9 protein-coding genes and 2 pseudogenes are annotated in these 18,166 nt (G+C 65.6%); 4 read left to right on the forward strand and 7 right to left on the reverse strand.

What is annotated here, in order from left to right; genetic code table 11:
- Positions 1-1,166 precede the first annotated feature (1,166 nt).
- From ADT71_RS08920 to ADT71_RS08930, 3 genes are read right to left on the reverse strand one after another with little or no spacing between them, the layout of a single operon-like run.
- The gene (locus ADT71_RS08920; protein ID WP_054436306.1) at positions 1,167-1,850 is read right to left on the reverse strand and encodes a PIG-L deacetylase family protein; all 684 of its coding nucleotides are present in this window, start codon (positions 1,848-1,850) and stop codon (positions 1,167-1,169) included.
- Between the two features lie 3 nt (positions 1,851-1,853).
- Positions 1,854-2,759, reverse strand: a complete 906-nt coding sequence (locus ADT71_RS08925; RefSeq protein ID WP_165913254.1) for a methionyl-tRNA formyltransferase — start codon at positions 2,757-2,759, stop codon at positions 1,854-1,856.
- Between the two features lie 2 nt (positions 2,760-2,761).
- On the reverse strand, positions 2,762-4,087 hold the full coding sequence (locus ADT71_RS08930; protein ID WP_156336531.1) for a glycosyltransferase family 4 protein: 1,326 nt from the start codon (positions 4,085-4,087) through the stop codon (positions 2,762-2,764).
- 370 nt (positions 4,088-4,457) lie between these two features.
- Here ADT71_RS08930 and ADT71_RS08940 point away from each other — a divergent pair, with 370 nt between their 5' ends.
- Genes ADT71_RS08940 through ADT71_RS08950 form a run of 3 tightly spaced genes read left to right on the forward strand, consistent with a single transcriptional unit; the run spans position 4,458 to position 8,681 of the window.
- Entirely contained in the window at positions 4,458-6,557 is a 2,100-nt protein-coding gene (locus ADT71_RS08940) for a nucleoside-diphosphate sugar epimerase/dehydratase (protein WP_132469294.1), read from the forward strand.
- Between the two features lie 13 nt (positions 6,558-6,570).
- Positions 6,571-7,836 (forward strand): DegT/DnrJ/EryC1/StrS aminotransferase family protein, encoded by a 1,266-nt coding sequence (locus ADT71_RS08945; RefSeq protein WP_231635746.1) that lies wholly within the window; start codon positions 6,571-6,573, stop codon positions 7,834-7,836.
- A complete protein-coding gene (locus ADT71_RS08950; protein WP_054436311.1) occupies positions 7,833-8,681 on the forward strand; it encodes a sulfotransferase in 849 nt (282 codons plus the stop codon). Before ADT71_RS08945 ends, ADT71_RS08950 begins: the two co-directional genes overlap by 4 nt.
- 4 nt (positions 8,682-8,685) lie before the next feature.
- Here the strand turns inward: ADT71_RS08950 and ADT71_RS08955 are convergent, their stop codons facing one another.
- The 4 genes and pseudogenes from ADT71_RS08955 to ADT71_RS08970 all read right to left on the reverse strand — a co-directional run bounded on the left by ADT71_RS08955 (position 8,686) and on the right by ADT71_RS08970 (position 15,789).
- Positions 8,686-8,982 carry a DUF1294 domain-containing protein gene (locus ADT71_RS08955; protein ID WP_054436312.1) on the reverse strand — a complete coding sequence of 99 codons (297 nt, stop codon included), beginning with the start codon at positions 8,980-8,982 and terminating at the stop codon, positions 8,686-8,688.
- Between the two features lie 13 nt (positions 8,983-8,995).
- Positions 8,996-9,876, reverse strand: a pseudogene (locus ADT71_RS08960) (transglutaminase domain-containing protein).
- Positions 9,876-12,386 (reverse strand): circularly permuted type 2 ATP-grasp protein, encoded by a 2,511-nt coding sequence (locus ADT71_RS08965; protein ID WP_054436313.1) that lies wholly within the window; start codon positions 12,384-12,386, stop codon positions 9,876-9,878. The pseudogene ADT71_RS08960 and the gene ADT71_RS08965 overlap by 1 nt, the downstream one beginning before the upstream one ends.
- Positions 12,387-12,390: 4 nt before the next feature.
- The gene (locus ADT71_RS08970) at positions 12,391-15,789 is read right to left on the reverse strand and encodes a DUF2126 domain-containing protein (RefSeq protein ID WP_054436314.1); all 3,399 of its coding nucleotides are present in this window, start codon (positions 15,787-15,789) and stop codon (positions 12,391-12,393) included.
- A gap of 182 nt (positions 15,790-15,971) precedes the next feature.
- On the opposite strand from ADT71_RS08970, the pseudogene ADT71_RS08975 reads away from it, so the two are divergent.
- Positions 15,972-18,138 (forward strand): annotated as a pseudogene (locus ADT71_RS08975) (RNA degradosome polyphosphate kinase).
- Positions 18,139-18,166 lie beyond the last annotated feature (28 nt).

Consider the following 18,166-nt stretch of genomic DNA (forward strand, 5'->3'; position numbering starts at 1 on the left):
ATCTGCTCGTCCGTAAGCCAATACAGGTCGCTCATGCTCAGTCTCCTTGGGGAGCCTGAATCACATCATCGCAGGCCTATCAATGGGTCCTGAGCCTAGGTACACCACCTTAGAACATATCCTCGTCTTTAAGTCGAGAGGCCGACAGGCGACCTTACCGCTCCGTAAGGATAAATCGTATATTCTTAAAAGAGGCGTATGTTCAGTATGATAACGCCCCTTTCGGAAAGTTCATTTGGCTAGGTAACACGCGAACCGTATAATTCTGGTACAGCCTACCCCGAAAGAGGTATAAAAGATATAAACTCACCCATTTCAATATGTTAACTTTGCGCGCTGTAAATTGCGCAACCGTCAATCGCCACAAAGGTGAATCACCTTCAAGTTCGATGGGCGCCATCATCCGGGATGGCAGCCGGAAATCGGCAGTTTCAGCACGGCGACTCGGGAATGTCCGGCCTTCTTCCCTCACGAATTTCGGTGCTTGCGCACATTCGGGCCATCCGCCGCAGAGCCACCGATCGATGCGTTTGCACGCACGCAAGGCCCGCCAGGGCCATGAACCTGCCCGCGGCAGCGCTCATCGCCCGAATCCCGTCGATGCCCTGCGGATCGAACAGGCCGTCACCTTACGGGCTGACCGATCGTCAGCTAACGAAGCGCGTCGGAGGTAGCGAAAATCGTTGGCGGGCCACGGTAAATCTCCGTCCCGAAGGCTTCTGGAGGCCCCCATCCCGCAAGCGGACGACAAAGCAGCCGCCCCGGCTACGCTGATTTTTCCAAGTAATGACCGTAATAGATACTCATTACATGACGACTGTCCAAAACGGGTACTTCCGAATACACCGGGATACCTGAAGCGCTGCCTGAAAAGTCCGGTTCTTGCGAAAACCGGGATTGCCGTCTGCATCCGCCCCCGGAAGGCCAGGCGGCGTGTGACAAGAAAACGCAGCCGTGACCGGGCCGTTACGACCCAGGCGGCGTGGACGAATTCGGCCTAGGTCGTAAACTCATAAATGGCACCATCGAGGTTTGAGGCAAAATGGCTCAGCGCAAGAAGGGAAGGCGCCGGAATATGTCCATATTTCAAGCCTTCCCGACGCTGCGCTGAGCCATTTTGATCAAATCCATCCGGGACACTCGCAGGCGTAATTAACAGGTCCTGCCTAGCGCTCGATCGCGCGCACGAGGATGAAGCCTTCCGCCGCTTCGCAGTAGACGGTCGAACCGCGCAGACGGGCCAGCGCCTCGATCGTGATGAGCGAACGCTCGTCGGGAAAGGGGCGGACCTGGCTTTCGAACATCGCAAAGGCATCGAGCTTGCGTTGCAGCGTGCCGGATATGTCGATGTGCACGTTGGGCACGAAAGGCGGCGTCATCGGCGCCGCGTACCAGTTGGTTTCGGACAGCGTCTCGTAGCAGAGCACCCGTGTCGGCACTTGCCGATCCCGCGGCCGCGCCGCCACCATCGAGGCGAGGAAGGCGAGCTGGTGATCCTGGTGGATGTCTCCCAGAAACGGCACGAAGAGCGTGTCGGGCTGCACGTCCCGCACGATCCGGCAGAATGCGGCGTTCAGTTCCGCGGCCGGAACGATGTCGAGCGAGGCGGCCGGGAAATCCAGCATATGCGTGCGGCTCACGCCGATATGAGCATGGGCGCTGCGCATTTCCGCCTGCACTCTCGCCACGCCGTCGGCAGCGAAGGCGGGCGGGCGGCCGCTGGTGATGACCGCCACCTGCACGTCCAGTCCTTCCTCGACCATCCGCGCCATGGTGCCGCCGCAGCCGAGGATTTCGTCATCGGGATGCGGCGCGATGACAAGGACTTTTCCATAGTGCTGCAAAGCCAAGCGCTATCCTTTCAACACGGCGTGAAGCGCAGGCGGCCTGCCCTCCGCCACTTCCCAGTCGACCAGTTCGATCAGGCCCTCGCCGGTCTGTACGGTCAGTACCCCGCCGCCGTTCGCCATGACCTGCCCGGGAAGGGCATGATGCCGCTCCCCGCCCGAAACCGGGCGCGATGACCAGACGGTGATCCTGCGCCCGCCAACATGGGTGAAGGCCCCCGGATAGGGCCGCCCCACCGCGCGGATTAGGCGGTCTATCGCCGAGGCCGGCTGGCGCCAGTCGATCAACCCGTCCGCCTGGGTGCGCTTCGTCGCCCATGTCGCATAGCGCTCGTCCTGAACCTGCCTCGGTTGCTCGCCCGCCGCCAGCACCGGCAGCACCGCGCGCAGCATCGAACGCAGTGCTGCCATGTGCTTGTCGTAAAGCCCCTGCGCGGTCTCGTCCCGCGCGAGATGGAAGTATTGCTGGGCAAGGATGTCGCCGTCGTCCGTGCCTTCGGCGATCCAGAACAGGCTGGAGGCGGAAATCGGCTCGTCGAGCAGGATCGTCCAGGGGATCGCCGCCCGACCGCGCAGACGGGGAAGCGGTGCGGGATGATAGCCGATGGCCCCCTTCGCCGCGATCGAGAGGAATTCCGGCCCGCAGATCTGCGACCAGCCGACCACGAAGACATAGTCCGGCGCCTCCGCGCGCACCATGTCCAGCACTTGCGGATCGTTGGTTCGCGCGATGGGAGCCAGCCGTACCCCGTGCCGCCCGGCCAGCACCGAAAGATCGACGATGTCGGAATGCCGCCCGTGAAGCTCGGGCGGCAGCGTGCCGATCATCGTCAGCTCCCATCCCGGTGCGGCGACCAGTTCCTCCACCAGCACTTCGGTGCTGCCTACTGCGCCGATTACGACTGCCTTCATCGTCATGACCTTGCGCCCCCGCTCGATCCCGGTCGAAAATTAGCTGGCGATCGCCCGTGAAGTCGCCGCATCGTGCATTCCGGCCGGGCTGCGCGGCAGATCGTCCAGCGGATCGGGCGCCTCGTGCAGCGTCGCGGGTTCGTTCCAGGGTTCGCGCAGGAGGTCCATCTCTCGAGCAACTGATGATTGACCTTGCGCACATCATAGATTTTCTCGACGAGATCGCGCGAACGCGCCGCCATTCCCGCCACCAGTTGCGGAGCATCGACGAAGCGCTGCATCGCCGCCCGCAGAGCGCCGGCGTCGCGCGGCTTCACCAGGAAGCCGTTCTCCCCCTCGATCACCGGCTCCCGGCAACCGGGCATGTCGGTGGTGATGATGGGGCGCCCCGTGGCCATCGCTTCGAGGATCGTGCGCGGCAGCCCCTCGCGATAGTAGGACGGCAGCACGAAGACGGAGCACCCGGCGAGATAGGGCCGCACGTCGCTGGTTCCGGGAATGAACTGCACCGGGAACTGCCGCGCGAGGCGGGCGCATTCCACTTCGTCGATCCCGGTCGGATTGTCCCGCTCGTAATGGCCGAGCACGCAGAATTCGACGTCCGGATGGTCCAGCTTGATCTGCCTTGCCGCCTCCGCGAACTCGTAGATGCCCTTGTCGCGCATGAGCCGCCCCACCAGCAGGAAGCGCAGCCGGTTGCGCGGCAGCGGTTCGAGGTGGAACCTTTCGAGGTCGATACCGGAGCCGGGAACCTGGACCACGTTCTGGCGCGGCGTGACGATACCCAGGTGGATCATGTCCTTGCGGTCGTCGGCGTTGAACACGAAGACGCCGCGTGAACGGCGCACGGCCTCGCGGTAGAGCCGCGCCACCGCCCAGCGCAGCGCCTTGCCGGCGCCGCTCCCTTCGCTGAACACATAGCCGAGTCCCGACATCAGCGCGAAGAAGCGCGGGACGCAGAGCATCCGCGCGGCGATGCCGCCGTAGATGATCGGCTTCTGCGTATAGGCCAGGACGAGATCGGGCTTCTCCGCGGTCATCAGCCGCAGGTAAGCCGAAAGGAGGCTCGCGTCCTTCACCGGATTGGTCCCCGTCCGGGCCATCGGCACGATTCGCAGGCCGACCCCCCAGGCCGAAAGGTCCGCCTCGACCGCCGGGTTCCGGTCAGGCGCCACCGCAATCACGTCATGCCCGTTCGCTTTCAGTTCGCGCAGCAGCGCTCCCCTGAAATTCGTGAGCGAATAGGCGAGACTGGACAGGACAAGTACCTTCATTGCGTAATCGAGCCCCAGGCTGACGGACGGTGCCGCTGCGGCGGGTCTGCGCAAGCCCCTCCCCGCGTGACCACCCGTCCTTGTCGACCGAATGATGGCCCCCGGGCCGCTGACCGCAAGCAACCTATCGGCTGATAGCCCATAGAGATGACTGGCGGCGATTAAGGGAGGGGCGGGAACCGGGACTGGCGCTCCATTGGAGGCATAGTTCTGCCCGACAGTCGAAATCGCCCCCTATTCGCAAGAGCCCCGGCAATTACGGCTGATGACTTCATGCACAAGTGCGCGGCCCGGGAATGGTCAATAGATCATGAACGACATGAGGCCCGACTGGGCAGTGGTACGTTTTCTCGCCGGGAAAAACCGCGCGTCACGCCAATACGGCCAAAACAAACGCGGCCGAACAAACGCGAAGGTCGAAACAATGAACCAAACCGCCGCGGGGGCCAACGCCTCGTCGATGTCCTCCGGTTCCGCGAACAAGTTCCTCCGCGTGCGCAAGTTCGGCTCGTCCGAAGCGCGGTCGCGATCGTCGATCACCCAGTTCAGCCTGCGGCGCGCCTTTCGCAACACGGTGCTGATGACGATCGATTTCGTGGTGGTGGCCCTGACCCTGGCCCTCGCGTTCGAACTCATCGGCAAGACCGGCTTTCCCAAGTCCGACGGCCATCTCGGCGCGATCCTGTCGTTCGGGCTCGTGGTGGTGGGGGTGTTCTACACGGCGGGTCTCTACCGGCGGAGCTGGCGCTATTTCAGCTTTGCCCACGCCATCCAGCTGGCGATGCTGACCGCACCGTCCTTCGCGCTGGCCTGGGTGGCGATCCTGCTGGTTCCCGGCGTCCGCGCCGAGCATGGCCAGCTTCTGCAGATCGCACTGGCACAGTGGCTGTTCGCGATGTCCGCGCTGTTCTTCGTGCGCGGCGCCCGGCGCGCCCTGCGCGAGAAGCTGACGCAGGGCGCCAAGGCGCTGCCCGCCTTTTCCGACGGCAAGAACCTGCGCGGCGCGCTGCTGGTCGGCTCTCCCGACTGGGTGCTCTCGATCATCGAGATGCTGAAGCGCGAATCGACGCCCAGCCTGTCGATCTGCGGCATCCTGCTGCCTTCGGTGAACGACACGCTGCTGCAGATCGCCAGCGTTCCCGTACTCGGCAGCCACGACGATCTTGCCCATGCCGTGGAGACGCTGGACCTTCAGGGACGGCGCCCATCGCTGGTGATCGCCTGCGACGACGGCACCGACCTTTCCAACCGCGAAATGGCGCGCCTCACCTCGCGCGCGCGCAATCTCGGCCTCGAACTCTCGCGCATTCGCGATGGCTGGAGCCATATCCTCCAGCGGAACCACGGCACATCGCCGGACGAGCTTTCGGTGAAGGACCTGCTTGGCCGCAGCGAATTCACGCTGGAGGGAGAGCAGATCACCAGCCAGATCACCGGCAAGTGCGTGCTCGTCACCGGCGCGGGCGGCACGATCGGCGGCGAACTGTGCTGGCAGCTCGCCAGCTTCCGCCCCTCGCGCCTCGTGCTGGTCGAGCATAGCGAATACCACCTCTACGCCATCGAGATGAAGCTGCGCGAGCAGTTCCCCGATCTCGATGTCCAGCCAGAGCTCTGCAACATCCGCGAGCGGGACGAAGTGCGCCGGGTGTTCGAGAAGCACAGGCCGGTGATCGTCTATCACGCCGCCGCGCTCAAGCATGTGCCCATCGTCGAGGCCAGTCCCTGCGCCGGGGTGCACACCAATATCCTCGGCACCCGGATCGTGGCCGATGCGGTCTGCGAATTCTCGGCCAAGGCGATGGTGCAGGTTTCCACGGACAAGGCGGTGAACCCGGTCGGCATGATGGGAGCGACCAAGCGCGTGGGCGAGCTTTACAGCCAGGCGCTGGACATGTGCGGGGTGGACGATGCCGATGCGCCGCGCTTCATGACCGTGCGGTTCGGCAACGTGCTGGGATCGAGCGGCTCGATCGTGCCGCTGTTCCACCGCCAGCTGCGCGAGGGGCGGCCGCTCACCGTGACGCACCCCGATATCGAACGCTTCTTCATGACCGTGCGCGAGGCGGTCCAGCTTATCCTGCAGAGCAGTTCCGCCGCGCTCAGCCAGAACTCCCAGCGCGGCACGATCTTCGTGCTCGACATGGGCAAGGCGGTGCGGATCGTGGACCTCGCCTACCGGATGATCCGGCTCTACGGGCTCCAGCCCGAGATCGACGTGCCGGTTGAATTCGTGGGCCTGCGCCCCGGCGAAAAGCTCTACGAGGAGCTGTTCGACATCTGCGAGGAGCAGCTTCCCTCCGGCATCAAGGGCATCTTCGAGGCGCAGTCCAAGCCGATTCCCCTGCCCTTCATCTCCCGCAGCATCGACCGCCTCGCCCGCGCGGTGGAGCTGGGCGACCATACCGAGGCGCGCCGCATCACGCATACCCTGGTCAAGGTGCCGAGCGGAAGCGCGGGGTTCGAGGTGATCGAGAATGAAAGCCTGTCCGCCCCGCGCGGCACCGGCGAACCGCTGAAGGCCTGAGGAGATGAAACCGGTGAACCTTGCGTCCACGCCCGCATTGGCTCCGATCGAGGAACCGTCAGGCGGCCGTGCCGGAAGCGCCGGGGCCGCTATCCGGCCACGGCCGGTGCACAGCCGCTGGCCCCGTCACGAACCCGACGAGATCGAGGCCGTGGCGCAAGTGCTGCGGTCCGGAAGGGTCAACGCCCTTGTCCATGGCACCGAAAATCGCGCGTTCGCAGCGGAATTCGGCCGCTTCGTCGGAATGCCGGAAGGCATGTGCATCGCCAACGGCACGCTCACTCTCGAAGTGGCCCTGCGCGCGCTGGGGATCGGGCCGCGCGACGAGGTGATCGTTCCCGCGCGCAGTTTCTTCGCCACGGCAAGCTGCGTTCTGGCCGTGGGCGCGATCCCCGTCTTCGCCGATGTCGATCCGGTAAGCCAGAACATCGATCCCCGTTCGGCCGCGCGGCTGGTGAATTCCGCCACGAAAGCGATGATCTGTGTCCACCTTGCGGGCTGGCCCTGCGACATGGACGCGCTTGCGGAGCTTTGCGACACGCATGGCCTGCACCTGATCGAGGACTGCGCGCAGGCCCACGGCGCAACCTGGCGCGGGCGTCCGGTCGGCTCCTTCGGGGCGGCGGCGTCCTTCTCGTTCTGCACGGACAAGATCATGTCCACCGGCGGCGAAGGCGGCCTCCTGCTGTTTCGCGATCACCCGACATGGCTGCGCGCCTGGGCCATCAAGGACCATGGCAAGAACTACCTCAAGACCGTGGACGGCGGCGGCACGCCGGGCGCCTTCCGCTACGTTCACGACACGCCGGGCTCGAACTACCGGATGACGGAGATGCAGGCCGCGCTGGGCCGCTGCCAGCTAGCCAAGCTGCCGCGCTGGCTCGAAGCGCGGCGGCGCAATGCGCAGGTCCTGCTCGATCTCCTGGCGCAAGTGCCCGGCATCCTCCTGCCTGCCGTGCCATCCGAAGCCGGCCATGCCTGGTACAAGTTCTATGTCCAACTGACGGACCCCGACGATATCGTGGAGGGACGCCGCCGTCTCGTGCTGGCAGGGCTGCTGGCGCGGGGAATCCCGGCGGGAAGCGGATCGTGCCCCGACATGAGCCGCGAGCACGCCCTTTCCGGCATCCCGATCCGCCGCGACGGCGGGCTGGGGAACGCGATCGGCCTGGGGAGGCGGACGCTGATGTTCCCCGTCGATCACACGCTGGACACGGCAGACATGGAGCGCATCGCCGAAGGGCTGCGCGAAACGATGATGGAGACGAAAGCGCAATGAAGGCTCCCAGCTGGCATCCCGATTTCATCGTCATCGGCGCGGTCAAGGCTGCCACGACCTGGATACAGGCACGCCTTCAGGAAAATCCGCAGATATTCATGCCCGACCCGGAACCCCATTACTTCAGTTCCGGATTCGATCACGGCGAGCAATGGTATCGCAGTTTCTTCAGAGACCGGCCCGAGACCGCGGAAGTGATCGGCGAGAAATCCGCGGACTATCTCGCCCATCCGCTCGCCGCACACCGCATTGCCCAGACGCTCCCCGAGGCGCGGCTGGTGCTGCAGCTTCGCAACCCGGTGGCCCGTGCCTATTCGGACTACAAGATGTTCTTCCGCCGGGGGCAGGCGAAAGGCCCGCCCGAAGATTACCTCCAGGGCGCCGAATCGCCTTATCCGCGGTTTCTGGAAGACGGCCTCTACGCCCGCCACTTGTCCCGCTGGTTCGACCTGTTCCCCCGCGAGCAGATCCTGATCTACCTTTACGAAGACGTGGCCGTTCACCCGCAGCGGATCGTCGAGGCGGTCTCGGCGCATATCGGCGTCGCCCCGGTGTTCCGGAAGGAAGCCGCGGCGGAACGCGAGAACAACAGCCAGGCCGCCATCCTGCCGCTGCCGCTCCGCAAGGCGCTGGCGCCGCTCAAGGACAGCGTGCGCCCACTGCGCGGCAAGCAGGTGTTCGAGAACGTGCGCTCCCTGCTGGCACGCGAGATAACCTATCCGCCGCTCAGCCCGGCCCTGCGCGAACGGCTCACCGATTACTACGCCCGCGACATCGAGACACTGGAGGCGATCTGCGGGCTCGACCTGTCGCGCTGGAAGGCCACGGCCCGGAACACCGCCTGACCGCTCAGAGCCCCGGCAGCAGACCGTTCACGGCAAGCAGTCCGGCGACCAGCGCCGCTACCTGCACGCCCACGATCAGGCGCAGGCGGTTCACGAATGGCTGCTTGCGTGTCTTGTGCCGCAGCATCCGCCGCGCGATCAGGGCCCCGGGGGAGCCACCGATCGCGGCATATGTGAGCAGCTTGGATTCCGGCACCCGGCGACCGCCACGGATCGCCCGCTCCTTGTCGAATGCGAAAGCCACGAAAGCAATGAAGTTCACGGCTCCGAAGTAGAGCCCCGCCAGATCAGCCTTGTCCATCCCCCCGCCCTTCTCAATTCAGCGGTGCCACGTCCACCGAGAAGAACATGTTCTGCTGTGACGAGCCCCTGAAAGTACCGTCCAGCGGTGCCACGTCCGAGTAATCGCGCCCCATGCCGATGAAGATATGGTCGGCATCGACCAGCATGTCGTTCGTGGGATCGAAGCCGACCCAGCCCAGTTCCTCGCCGCACCACAAGTTGACCCAGGCATGCATGGCGTCCGCCCGACCAGCCGGTCCCGGCCCGGCGGCGGCAAGGTGCGCAGGTAGCCGCTGACGTAAGCCGCCGGAATCCCGTGCGCGCGCGCGGCGATGATCATGATGTGGCTGAAGTCCTGGCAGACGCCGTGGCGGGCGTGAAAAGCCTCGATGGGGGGCGTATCGGCGGCGGTCGCCCCGGAATCGTAGGCGAACTGTCCATGGATCGCCGACATCAGCGCCCTGCCGGCTTCCATGACCGGCATCGCATCGTTGAGAAAGCCGCTGGCCCAGAGCGCGATGTCACGCTCCGGCGCGGCGATCGGCGAGGCGAAGATGTAGGACGCGGGGCCGCGCGCCGAGAGATCGGGCTTCTTCATCGCCCGCTCCCGCAAGTCGGCAAGCCCCGGCCCGCTCGATCCGGTGACGAAGAACGGCAGCGGCTCGCGCTCGACGATGAAGCGGCTTTCGATCCGAAGCTGGGCGATGGGCTTGCGCAGCGCGAAGCGCGCCTCGTTGATGTAGTAGCCACCTTCGCCGTCCACCACTTGCGCCGGCTGCGGATCGACGGTGAGCCGGTAGTCACTCACCACCTGCCCGGGCCAGGCGGCGGGGCGCAGGCGGATGTTGAACTGCGCAAGCTGCACCGGCGCTGCATATTTCAGCGTGGTAAGGTGGCTGACCGAATAGCGCATCACAGCAGGGCCGTCCGTTTCTCCGCCTCGTCCGCTTCGAACTGGAGGAAATAGCGCGACGAGATCGCATCCGAGAGGCCGAGCAACTGCCCCTCGATCCCGGCCAGCCACTGCGAACCGGTATCCTGCGCATTCGCCGCCTGGACCTGCCCCAGCAGCGCGCGGGCAAGGCGCATCGGCGGTTCGGGCAGATTATCGTCGCGGACGCTCGGCAAGGCGGCCAGATGCTCGACGATACCGGCGATCTGGAACACCAGCGCACGGGGATTGTCGGGATCAAGCAGGACGAGATCGCGCACCGGCCCGGCCATCGGCCCGGTCAGGTAGCGTGTCCGGTAAATGATCTGGCTGTCGCACAGGTCCAGCAGGACACCGAGAGCGCCGTCTTTCTCCCCGCCCTCTTCCAGCTCGCCAAGTCGGCGCACCATGCGGCAGATGCCCTGCGCCCGCTCGATGCGCTGGCCGATTTCCAGGAACCTCCAGGCCGCGGAGCGCACCATGTTTTCAGAAACGAGACCCGAAAGCGCGCTGTAATGCTCCGTCAGCATGCGCACCGCCGCGAGCAGCGTGGCCGGACGATGGATATCGACAGGCGGCATCGGACGACTGACGAGCCGCCAGAAATCACGCGCGAAACGCTCCCGCAGGGACAGGCCCACGGCCTGGCGGCGGCGCATCAGCGCCGTCACGCCGCCGGGGAGCTGCGCTTCGACAAGGGCGGCTGCACAGATCGCGGCGGCCGGCCGGGTGGCCGCCGAGCGCGGGATCACGGCGCCCTCCACCAGCAGTTCGACCAGCGCGTTGGACACGCCGATCCGGTCGCTCACGCCCCCTTCGACCTCCACCGAACCGTCGAGCAGGGCGCGCAGCACCCGCGTAACGTACTGCGCCCGTTCGTTGTAGCGGCCGAACCAGTAGAGGTTGTCCGCCGCCTGGCTGGCAAGGATGCCGCCCCCGCGCGAGATCGGCGGTTCGTCGATGACACGGGGAACCTGGGCCGCATCCGGCGGCCGGTCCTCGATCACCCAGACATCTGCCGAAAGATCGCCCTCGCCCATCAGCGATGTCGGCAGCGCCTTGCCCGAGGAGAGGCGCGCGAACCCGCCGTGCATCACCGTCCAGTCCCCTTTCGCGTCGCGGGCCACGAAAGCGCGGACGGTGAAGGGGCGCGGTGCCAGTTCGCCATTTATGATCGCCGGGGTGGTGGAGAGATGCACGATCTCCTGCCCGCAATAGTCCATCGGCCGCCGGGAAAGCGCCTCCAGCAGCGCGGCCCGTTCGGCGCCTTCCAGTTCGGCCCCGGCCACGGGTTCGCGCCGCGCCAGCCCTTCGACCGGCTGGCCGAAGGCGGGAACGAGCGCAAGCTGGTCAAGCCGGGACGCCACGATCGCGCTCTCGGTCGCCTGTCCGCACCACCATGTCGCCACGTTCGGCAGCAAGGGTTCCTCGCCCAGCAGCACCCGGCAGAGACGCGGCAGGAATGCGGCGAAAGCGGGGCTTTCCAGCACTTCGGTTCCCGGCCAGTTGACCATGCCGACACCGCCCCCTGCCCAGGCCTCGAACAGGTTGGCCACGCCGAGCTCGGACTTGGCATCGAAGGAAAGCGGATCGAGCGCGGTGGTATTGATCCAGCGCCAGATCGCATCGACCCGCTTGGGCCCCGCGATGGTGCCGACCCAGAGCCGGTCGTCCATCACCGAAAGGTCCCGGCCTTCCACCAGCGGAAAACCGAGATAGCGCGCCAGATGGGCCTGTTCGGCATATGTCTGGTTGAACCGCCCGGCGGTAAGCAGGGCGATGCGCGGCGAATCCCGGCCGCAGGCGGCGACCATGCCCTCCCGCATCTGGTCGAAGAACTCGACGATGCGGCGCACGTGGCTCTCGGCCAGAAGGTGCCCGCCGGTCCGGGTCATCGCGAGACGGTTCTCCAGCGCGTAGCCGATCCCGCTGGACATGCGCACGCGGTCCTGCAGGACCCGCCACTGGCCGCGCGGGCCGCGCGCGAGATCGGCGGAATAGACCTGGATATAGCGCCCGTCGCGCGGGGCACGGCCAAGCATCTTGCGCGCGAAGAACGGGCTCCCCGCGATAACGGCGGCCGGCAGGTGGCCGTCCTTCACCAGCTGCTGGGGTCCGTAGATGTCCGAGGCGAGACGCTCGAGCAGGTTCGCCCGCTGGACGAGGCCGCGCTCGATCCCCGCCCATTCGGACGCGCCGATCACCAGCGGCATGGCGTTGAGCGGCCAGTCCCGCTCCTCCTCGTCGCCAGTGACGCGGAAGGTCAGGCCGAGATCGGCGGCATGGCGCGTGACGGTGTCCTGCAGGACCGCGGGATCGCCCTCCGCCAGCGCCGTGAGGCCGGAAGCCACCGCGCGCCAGTGTGCCGCGACCGGCTCGGCCGCGTCGCCGAACAGGTCGCCGCCGGTCACCGCCACCGGATAGGCATCCAGCCAGCCCGTCGCGATTTCGGTCAAGCCGGCCGGCGGGCTGGAGGGCGGACTTGAGGACATGGCATCAGACTACGCGCGGCGGGCGGCGAAGGTCCAGCGAATACGGGAATTCGCCCGGTGCTTCTTCCGGCGGCACCGCCAGGGGCCCCGGAGAATGTCCGTGCGGCTGGAACCGCGCCTTGCGCCGGGCTTCGGCCTCGTAGCCGTTGATCGGCACATCGTCGTAATTGCGGCCTCCGGGATGCGCGACGTGATAGACGCAGCCTCCCAGCGACCGATTGTTCCACAAGTCGAAGATGTCGAACGTTAGCGGGGCATTGGACGCCAGCATGGGGTGCAGGCACTCGGCCGGCGCCCACGCCTTGTAGCGCACACCGCCCACCCCTTCGCCCGGCCCGGTCACGGTCAGCGGCACGCGCCGGCCGTTGCAGGAAATGACATGGCGGCCGGGTACCAGGCCCGTCGCCCTCACCTGCAACCGTTCGGTCGAACTGTCGACATAGCGCACCGTGCCGCCGATGGCCCCGGTTTCGCCAAGGACGTTCCAGGGTTCGAGCGCATGGCTGATTTCAAGGCTCACGCCCCCGCCTTCCACTTCGCCGTGGACCGGGAAACGGAACATGCGCTGCGCCTCGAACCAGGCCGGATCGAACCGGTATCCCGCCCGCGAAAGGTCGCCAAGCACGTCGAGGAAATCGGCCCAGACGAAGTGGCCCAGCATGAACCTGTCGTGGAGCTGCGTACCCCAGCGCACCAGCGATCCGCCCTGCGGTTCCTTCCAGAACCATGCCGCAAGCGCACGCAGCAGGAGCTGCTGCGCCAGGCTCATCTTCGCATCCGGCGGCATCTCGAAGCCGCGGAACTCGACAAGGCCGAGACGCCCGGTCGGCCCGTCGGGGCTGAACATCTTGTCGATGCAGATTTCGGTGCGGTGCGTGTTGCCGGTGACATCGACCAGCAGGTTGCGGAACAGGCGGTCCACCACCCAGGGCGGCGGAAGGTCGGCTTCCCCGGCTCCGGGAACCGGGCCCTGCACTTGCGCAAGCGCGATTTCGAGTTCGTAGAGCGCGTCATGCCGCGCCTCGTCGATACGGGGCGCCTGGCTGGTCGGGCCGATGAACAGGCCCGAGAACAGATAGCTGAGCGATGGGTGGCGCTGCCAGTAGGTCACGAAGCTCTTGAGCAGGTCCGGCCGGCGAATGAACGGGCTTTCGAGCAGGCTCGGCCCGCCCAGCACGATGTGATTGCCGCCGCCCGTGCCGATCGAGCGACCGTCCACCATGAACTTGTCGGCAGTCAGCCCCACTTCGCGCGCGCAGTCGTAAAGGGTTTCGGTGATTTCCACCGTCTCTCGCCACGATGCCGACGGGTGGATGTTCACTTCGATCACGCCGGGATCGGGGGTGATCTTCAGGACCTGCAGGCGCGGATCCGGCGGCGGCGGATAGCCTTCGATCCGGATCGGCATGCCGTGGGTCTCTGCCACCACCTCGACTGCGGCCACGAGTTCGAGATAGTCCTCCAGCCGCTCGGTCGGCGGAATGAACACCGCGAGATAATCTCCGCGCGGCTCCACGGTGATCGCGGTGCGCACCGCACCCTCGATGATCTGCTGCTCGACCACGTCCTGTGCGGCGTGGCCTCCTTCGGCCTGCTCCACCTGCTGCACGCGCAGACCATGGCGATCGGCGGCAGCTTCGCGCGTGTCATGGCCGCGTTCGACCACCTGCTCCCGGAAATCGGCGAGCGGTGAAAGCGGCTCGGCCGTATCGCGGGGGTGGATATAGGGATAGTCGGAAGGCGGCACATAGGGCAGCGATCCCAGCGGAAGCCGGTAGCCCAGGGCCGAATCGCCCGGCACGGCCGTCAGCACCTCCTTGCGTACCCGCCAGCGTTCGCTCTTCCAGCGCGGCACCGAAAGATCGGCCGCATTCCAGCGCTGCACCGGCAGGACATAGCCCACCGCCTTGTCGAGCCCGCGCCGGTAGGTCCGCACGAAACGACGGGCCAGTTCCTCGTCATCGACCTTGGGATCGAGCGGGGTGACGTTGAACGGAAGCTCCGCCTCCTTCTCCGCCCATTCCCCGGTATCCTCGTAGACCGGCTGGACGAAGCTCTGCTCCACGCCCAGCCCCCGCGCCGTCTCGCGCAGCAGCGTCTCGGCCACGGCGACATCGACGGTCGGCACGGGTTCCGCCTCTGCATCCCGGGCGCGTGGCTTCTCGTCCGCGATCAGCGAAGGGTCGCGCCAGATCGGCGTGCCGTCTTTGCGCCAGTAGATCGAGAATCCCCAACGCGGCAGGCTCTCGCCCGGATACCACTTGCCCTGCCCGTAATGCAGCAGCGATCCCGGCGCGAACTTCTCGCGCAGAAGGCGGATCAGCTTGTCCGCATAGGCCGCCTTGGTCGGGCCCACGGCATCGCCGTTCCATTCGCCCGCCTCGAAATCGGTATCGGCGATGAAGGTCGGCTCCCCGCCCATCGTCAGATTGGCGCCGGCAGCGTCAAGGTCCGCATCCACCCGGTCGCCCAGGTCGAGCAGGGCCTGCCAGCGCTCCTCGGTGAAGGGCTTGGTGATGCGTACCGCCTCGGCAATGCGGCTGACGCCCATCTCGAAGTGGAATTCGACTTCGGCCGGCTCCGCCATGCCCTCGATCGGCGTGGCGGACCTGTAGTGCGGCGCCGCGCAGAGCGGAATATGCCCCTCTCCCGCGAACATGCCGGAGGTGGCGTCAAGCGCGATCCAGCCCGCGCCGGGCACATAGGCTTCGGCCCAGGCGTGAAGGTCGGTCACGTCCTCCATCACGCCCTTGGGGCCGTCCTTCGGGATCACGTCGGCGACGAGCTGGATCGAATAGCCCGAGACGAAGCGCGCCGCAAAGCCGAGGCGGCGCAGCAACTGCACCAGGAGCCAGGCCGAATCCCGGCATGAACCGATACCGGCGCCCAGCGTTTCCTCGGGGGTCATGACCCCCGTTTCCATGCGGATCACGTAGCCGATGCGCTGCTGCAGCCTGTGATTGATATCGACGAGGAAATCGACCGTGCGCCCCGAGTACCCGGCGTGGGAGGCCACCAGCGATTCGAACAGCTCGCCCTGCTCCTCCACCTCGAAATAGGCGGCGAGGTCCGATTTCAGGGTTTCGGGATAAACGAAGGGATAATTCTCCGCCTCCGGCTCCACGAAGAAATCGAACGGATTGATGACCGCCAGTTCGGCCAGCAGATCCACTTCGATCGAAAAATGATCGACCGGATCGGGGAACACCACCCGCGCCTGCCAGTTGCCATGGGGGTCCTGCTGCCAGTTGAGGAAATGTTCCGGCGGACTGATCTTCAGCGAATAGTTGGGCACCGCCGTGCGGCTGTGCGGCGCCGGGCGAAGCCGGATCAGCTGGGGACCGAGGCGCACTCGCCGCGAATAGCGGTAGCGCGTGAGATGGTGGAGGGCCGCCTTTATCATCGAAAGCGACTGTGCTTGAAACAATGCTGCACTGCAACGATGTTCCAACGATTGACGCCCGCATGACGATGAAATTGCGTATAAGACAATATTGCCCGAGGATCGTCGTGATTGCCGCCAAACTGTCATCGTGGCATGCAAGGGCAATCGCCTAGGACGGAGCAGACGTGAAAACCAAGGATATGCTCGAAATTCGCGAAACACCCGAAGAACAGGAAACCTGCGAGATCGCGCAGCTTTCCACCCTGCCCGCCCGCTTCTTCAATCGCGAGCAGAGCTGGCTCGCGTTCAACGAACGCGTTCTCGCCGAAGCGACCAATCCGAACTATCCGCTGCTCGAACGACTCCGCTTCCTGTCCATCTCGGGCAGCAACATCGATGAATTCCTGATGGTGCGCGTCGCCGGGCTCGCCGGCCAGGTGCGCCGCCAGATCGAGGAAATCTCGATCGACGGCCTCACCCCGTCGCAGGCCATCGCCGCAACGCACGAGAAAGTGCTGCAGCTCGAACAGATCCAGCAGGAAACCTGGGCGGGCCTGAAGGTCCAGCTTGCCGAGGAAGGCATCCGCGTCATCGGTGACGAGCGTCTCGATGCCGAGCGCGAGGCATGGCAGCGCGAATATTTCCTCGAACATGTCATGCCGGTCATCACCCCGCAGGCGATCGACCCGGCGCACCCTTTCCCCTTCGTGGCCAACCAGGGCATCGGCGTGCTCTTCGCGCTGACCCGCCTTGCCGACGATGCGCCCGTCATGGAAATGGTGCTGATCCCCGCGCCGCTGCCGCGCTTCGTGCGCATTCCGGGCGAGGAAGCGGCCTGGATCTCGATCGAGGACCTGATCTGCCGCAATGCCGACCAGCTGTTCCCCGGCTTCGGGGTGAACGGCCACGGCGTGTTCCGCATCCTGCGCGACAGCGACATCGAGATCGAGGAAGATGCCGAGGATCTCGTGCGCTATTATCGCACCGCGATCCAGCGCCGCCGACGCGGGCTCGTGATCGTGCTCCAGTTGCAGGGCGCCTTCGATCCCTCGGCCGAGGAACTGCTGCGCAACCAGCTCGGCCTCGACAAGGCGCTCATCATGAAGACCGAGGGGCTGATCGGCTTCTCCGGCCTTTCCGTGATCTGCGACGAGGACCGCCCCGAGCTCAAGTTCGAACCCTATACCCCCCGCTATCCCGAGCGCATCCTCGAGCATGACGGCGACATCTTCGCCGCCATCCGCGAGAAGGACATCGTCGTACAGCACCCCTACGAAAGCTTCGAGGTGGTGATCGACTATCTGCGCCAGGCCGCCCGCGACCCCGACGTCGTGGCGATCAAGCAGACGCTCTACCGCGCGGGCAAGCAGTCCGCGATCATTTCCGCGCTCATCTATGCGGCCGAACAGGGCAAGTCGGTCACGGCCGTCGTCGAGTTGAAGGCCCGTTTCGACGAGGAGCAGAACCTGCTCTGGGCCAGCCAGCTCGAACGTGCGGGCGTCCAGGTGATCTACGGATTCGTGGACTGGAAGACGCACGCCAAGGTCTCGATGATCGTGCGCCGCGAAGGCGATGGCTATCGCACCTACTGCCACTTCGGCACGGGCAACTATCACCCGATCACCGCGCGCATCTATACCGACCTGTCCTATTTCACGCCGATCCCGCGATCGGCCGTGATGTGGGCAAGCTCTTCAACTTCATCACCGGCTATGTCGAGCCCAAGGTGACGGAGTGCCTGTCATCTCGCCGATCTCCCTGCGCTCGACCTTGTACGAATGCATCGACGGCGAGATCGAGAATGCCCGTGCCGGCAAGCCCGCCACGATCTGGGCCAAGCTCAACTCGCTTACCGACCCGGACCTGATCGACCGGCTCTACGCCGCCAGCGAGGCCGGCGTGGAGATCGACCTCGTGGTGCGCGGCATCTGCTGCCTGCGCCCCGGCATCACCGGCCTTTCCGAGAATATCACGGTGAAATCCGTGATCGGCCGGTTCCTCGAACATTGCCGCATCTGGGCCTTCGCCAATGGCGCCGAACTTCCCAATCGCCGCGCCAGGGTCTTCATCACTTCGGCCGACGCCATGAGTCGCAATCTCGACCGCCGCGTCGAGGTCATGGTGCCGATCACCAACAAGACGGTGCACGATCAGGTGCTCGATCAGGTCATGCTGGCCAATCTGCTCGATACCGAACAGTCTTGGATCCTGCATCCGGACGGCACCTCGGAACGGGTGGGCGAGAGCGACAACCCGTTCAATCTCCACCGTTATTTCATGACGAACCCGTCCCTCTCGGGCCGCGGCGCTTCACTCGCCAGTGGACGAAAGGTACCAAAGCTCTCGCTAAGACGCGGTAATATCTGACATAGGGAACGCAGGTCGCCCGGAACCC

The organism is Novosphingobium sp. ST904 (assembly GCF_001298105.1).
Lineage (GTDB): Bacteria > Pseudomonadota > Alphaproteobacteria > Sphingomonadales > Sphingomonadaceae > Novosphingobium.

Coding starts and splice junctions, on each gene's coding strand:
- ADT71_RS08925 (WP_165913254.1), bottom strand. CDS start 2,759: ATGAAGGCAGTCGTAATCGGCGCAGTAGGCAGCACCGAAGTGCTGGTG.
- ADT71_RS08940 (WP_132469294.1), top strand. CDS start 4,458: ATGAACCAAACCGCCGCGGGGGCCAACGCCTCGTCGATGTCCTCCGGT.
- ADT71_RS08950 (WP_054436311.1), top strand. CDS start 7,833: ATGAAGGCTCCCAGCTGGCATCCCGATTTCATCGTCATCGGCGCGGTC.
- ADT71_RS08955 (WP_054436312.1), bottom strand. CDS start 8,982: ATGGACAAGGCTGATCTGGCGGGGCTCTACTTCGGAGCCGTGAACTTC.
- ADT71_RS08965 (WP_054436313.1), bottom strand. CDS start 12,386: ATGTCCTCAAGTCCGCCCTCCAGCCCGCCGGCCGGCTTGACCGAAATC.
- ADT71_RS08970 (WP_054436314.1), bottom strand. CDS start 15,789: ATGATAAAGGCGGCCCTCCACCATCTCACGCGCTACCGCTATTCGCGG.